This window comes from Pseudonocardia sp. ICBG601, from assembly GCF_020496245.1.
The window spans coordinates 1-4,425 of record NZ_JAHLJA010000051.1 but is presented as its reverse complement, the minus strand read 5'-3'; the positions used below and the strand labels follow the sequence as shown (position 1 = coordinate 4,425).

Here is a 4,425-nt window from a genome sequence, read left to right as displayed (position 1 = left end):
CGACGATCTCCTCGTCGCTACGCTCGGTCTTCTCCTCCTCGGACAAGATGTTGCGCAGGTCGTGCTTGCCTCGTGACCAGGTCATCTGCGGGACTCCCTTGATCGCCTTCTCGAACTCGCGCAGCAGCTCCTGAGCCTGCAGATCGACCATCTGGACCTGTGCACCGGTCTCGGGGTTCTCGTAGGTCCGCCCGATCGTTGCGTCGTGAATCAGCTCGCCGATCGTGCGGGAGGTCCCCTTCGCCTTCTTGTGACCGGCCATCAGCTGCTCAGCCGCGATGCCCTTGGCCTGGTAAGCCGCCCAGGCCTGGGCCGCTTCGGTGTCACCGTCAGGCAGGATCTCGAAGTCCAGACCGTGCTCCCGATCCGGAGCGGGCATGCCCGCGGCCACCGCACCCCGCGACCAGCGGGTGAACCACCCCTCAGCCAGCTCGGTCATCTGCTCATCGGTCGTGCCCGGCTCGAACACCAGCGTCACATGCTGATGCAGATGCCAACCGTTCTCGACACCCCAGGTCAGGTCCGGCGACCGCGACCAACCACGAAGCCCCAGCTCAACGTAGTCACGCATCCCCGCACGGCCATCAGTCACCCGACTGAAAGCCGTCCGTGACGCCTTCACCGACAGGGCCAGCTCGTGCTCAGCGAAGTGCCGCAACGTCAGGGTCAGCGTCATCACCCGAGCGCCATCCTCGACGTGCCGCGTCACCACCTTCCCCAGCAACGCCGTCCGCTCCACCGAGATACGCATCGAGCACTCCGGGCACGTCCACACCGTCCCGCACCGCATCAACCCCGCGAGCCCCGCGACCCGCTTCACCCTCCCACAACCCTCTGTGACTTCCGTCACTTTCGCGACGACGGAGGCGTCCGGACGGAGGCCCGGGAGCCCGCACGCGCGCACCCGACGACCCCGATACACCTTACGGAGACCCTCTCGCTGCGCGTACCGGGCCGCGCGCGCCTCGTCCCGCCGGACCTGCTCCGCAGCCGGATCACCGCTCTTCTTCCGCACCCACTCCCGCAACGAGAACCACCGCTGACAACAGCCCCCAGCAACGCTGTGACCTGCAGTGGAAGGTACATCCGTGTAAGTGCCAAGGGGCGGCCCCGACAGGCCGCTCACGCCTCCGGCGCCGCGGCCCGCCGGGCCACCCGCAGGCAGCACGACAGACCCGGAGGAGGCCCCGAGCAGCGAAGGAGGACGAGACGAGACGTGGTCTCGGAGAGTCGACTGGTGAACCCGCGAGAGGGGCTCTACCGTGGAGGGAGCAAACGCCGTGAACATCCAGACGACCTGATTCCTGATTCTCGGGCCGCGCTGGACGCCAACTCGGAGGGCTCAAACTCCGACTGGCCACGGCGTTCTGCTCTTGTTGGGTCCTAATCTGGCCTATCTCAGGCCGCACCAGGGGCGCGAACCGCCGAAGCAGACCGGATTTTTTTCACGTAATCGGCGTAGGAGCCGACGTGCAGGGCTCGGAACCTCGCCAGCGGAGCCCCCGGCACCGACAGCAAACCGACACCCGGTAGGGCGCTGACCTGGGCTTCTGCCACATCCCGGGCCGCACCGGGGTGCAGAAGCTCCACCGCAGCCGGGTTGTCGCTGCGGAAGCTGACCTTCACCGAGCACTGAGCCCGCTCAAACGCCCCCATCAGAGCCGCCTCCGCCCGCTGCACGACCAGCACCACTCGGACACCAGCCTTCGCGCCCTCGGCCAGCAGACGGCCGATCACACCCCGCGACAGTCACCAGCGGGCTCTCCGCGAGCTGGCCCAGGAAGCCGTAGACGAACCTGCTCTTCCCCGACCGCGTGACTCCCTGGATCGCCATGTGCGCCTCAGACCCCCAGTCCCGCACCAGATCCCGACCGGCATCCCTCGAATGACCGCCCGCCGCTGGGCCACACCCCCAGCGCAGGCCGACACCCAAGAGCTGCCTCCGGCGGCCCCTCCGGGGAGGGCCTCTGCTCCCGCAGCAGCCGAGCACCCCTCACCACCCGAGAGAGAGGAGTAGGGGCCGGCTCCGGGTGGGGCTGCGGTCACGTCGGCCCCACAGGGCATCAGAGGGCCGCAGGTGCCCGCAAGCCTGGGCAGCAACATCCCGCGGACCCCACCGGGCATGTTGCGGGCACCTGCGGCCCTCTGACGGCGCTCCGCGCGCCGACGTGACCGCAGCCCCACCCTCCAAGCACCAGCTGCATGTCGTCGTATCGACGACCACCCCAGGCGTCAATCATACGTTGACACCCGCGTTTTCGTACCCCCCCGCTGGGGCGGGGTGCGGTCCGGGTAGGTGTGGTGGCGGTTGACCTTCGGTGGCTCGCGTACGACGCGCTCGTCGCAGCCGCTCCAAGATCAACTGCCACCACACCTATACACAGTGCTGTGATCCCGCCGGTCCCGACGCCGGTTCCGCACAAACACTTCACTCCCGGCCACCGACGCCCGCGGAGAACGGCAGCTTGTTCCGCTACGGGATGCGCGCTAGCCGTGAATCATCAGGACATCAGCGAGGCAGGCAAGCTGCGCCAGTGCCAAGTAGCACCACACGGACTTACCGGAGCAAGTCGCACCCTGAATGAAAGCGTGCAGAACAGTTGTGGCACATAGAACTAACTTTGCACAGTCGGCTAATTAAAACCAGACAACTCGACCCAATTAGTAGGCTATCACGGCAGTCTACACGGATTGGACTTCCAGATCGAGACATAGCCGAACTCTCCATGGCGCACTCCGCGATTATCGACAATCAAGAAATCCGCTTTAACTCGGTAGTCTGCTTTCTGGCATCGTTCATTAGGAGTGGCGTTCATATAATTTACGTTGCCTCCCTTACGCTTAGCTGAAATCTTCCACGTGTACTGCGAACCGGGAAACTTGCGCTCCATTACTGCGGTTACGCCAAGATATCGTTGCTTGGTCTTACACTTGATTCGCGGATCAACCGTAACATTTCCTCGGACGTGCCCTGAAGCGTGAGGCACTTCCATAATGATGTCACAGTCGCCGATCGTCTTGGTAGCAGCATACGCTTCCGAAGGGTTAAGAAAAGCTGATCCGACAACCACTGCAGAGATAAAGAGTACGGCAATAAAAATCTTCAGAACGCGCATTTTTCCTCCGTATATCGGTAAGCCGAACAGGCTCGCTCAGAATTACCAACTATTGCTTTTACACACGTTTAGTAACTTTATGAGGATTATTCAGGAACTCCTAGCGAGCGACCTCACTACGATCCCGACCTGGGGAAACACTACAACACTTCGTGATCACCCTGGATGAACCTCTATGACCACGACTTCAGTTATCAAGGTCCGCGTTGCAGGGCAAGTGAAGCCACGCAGTAGACTCAGCGTCCCATCCGCTGAGCCATGCAACTCCCGCCGGAGTTACGACACGAAAATGGTGTGCCAGCGCGAGACCGCACGCTGTCAGGCGGACCGCCATATAGTCATCCGACGCTCGGCGCCAATCAACCACAGTCCGGCCGTTCTGAAGTTTGCGTGGATAATCAGCAACGAGCCGTCGGTAATCTTCCGGATACCGAATAATGAATATATCCCGCGGCGGAGGCAAGCGAAATGTGAAGTTACGCAGTTTTCTGTTTAGGCTGGCAAACTCACTTTTTTCACTGCGAGACCATGCGCTATCTCCATTAGGAAGATAAGAAGATGTCCAGAATGCTCCCAGCGGCTTGTCTCCGTACAGGTCATCCTCGGGGTTCTCAATCTGGGTGGCCCGAAGAGTAATTGAGTCAGAGAAGACCCCTTGAGGCGAGACAACGTCGGCGGACCCTAACCACCCCGACTCAGAACTTGAGCAAGGGCTGCAGCTGTCTCGTCGAGACGTTCGTCGGCTCGATCGGCAAATTCTTCCACTGCATACTGATAACTGTTGGCAAAAACAATATCCCAGTACGTCTCCACCTCATCCTCGACATTCAGGTCTATCCCATGCACAACAATAGATTCAGCCGCTTGCAGAATAACCGGACCCCAAACTCTTTCATCAGACGATCTCAACTCTTCTCCTCGTGACGCCTTCGCCACCTATCAACAATGAAAATCATGGTCGTTTAAATCTCAGAGCCGGGTCTGACACCTCGGCGTCTCGTATCTGTGAGCCGGGTCGGCATCTCCCAGCCGATGCCGTTCGCGTCCAGCCAGGCCCGAGCAGCATCGGTGCCTTCTCGTTCGATGATCGAGAGGAACTCCGGGACCCGGGGCTGGAGCTGCGGCCAGGACTCGCGAGGGATGACCGCGACCTCCTCCCCGTCCAGGGAGTCGTCGTCGACGATCTCCTCGTCGCTACGCTCGGTCTTCTCCTCCTCGGACAAGATGTTGCGCAGGTCGTGCTTGCCTCGTGACCAGGTCATCTGCGGGACTCCCTTGATCGCCTTCTCGAACTCGCGCAGCAGCTCCT

General features: G+C 61.7%; 5 protein-coding genes. All 5 read right to left on the bottom strand.

The window, feature by feature from the left end; all coding sequences use genetic code 11:
* Positions 1-751: protein rep (locus KPL57_RS17725; RefSeq protein ID WP_264198249.1), on the bottom strand; the 751-nt coding region annotated here is incomplete at its 3' end.
* 647 nt (positions 752-1,398) lie between these two features.
* The gene (locus KPL57_RS17720; RefSeq protein WP_226352344.1) at positions 1,399-1,737 is read right to left on the bottom strand and encodes a hypothetical protein; all 339 of its coding nucleotides are present in this window, start codon (positions 1,735-1,737) and stop codon (positions 1,399-1,401) included.
* A gap of 935 nt (positions 1,738-2,672) precedes the next feature.
* Positions 2,673-3,116: a hypothetical protein gene (locus tag KPL57_RS17715; protein WP_226352345.1), complete on the bottom strand. Its 444-nt coding sequence runs from the start codon at positions 3,114-3,116 to the stop codon at positions 2,673-2,675.
* A gap of 681 nt (positions 3,117-3,797) precedes the next feature.
* On the bottom strand, positions 3,798-4,052 hold the full coding sequence (locus tag KPL57_RS17710) for a hypothetical protein (RefSeq protein WP_226352464.1): 255 nt from the start codon (positions 4,050-4,052) through the stop codon (positions 3,798-3,800).
* A gap of 26 nt (positions 4,053-4,078) precedes the next feature.
* Positions 4,079-4,425: hypothetical protein (locus KPL57_RS17705; RefSeq protein ID WP_226352463.1), on the bottom strand; the 347-nt coding region annotated here is incomplete at its 5' end.

Coding starts and splice junctions, on each gene's coding strand:
- KPL57_RS17715 (WP_226352345.1), bottom strand. CDS start 3,116: ATGCGCGTTCTGAAGATTTTTATTGCCGTACTCTTTATCTCTGCAGTG.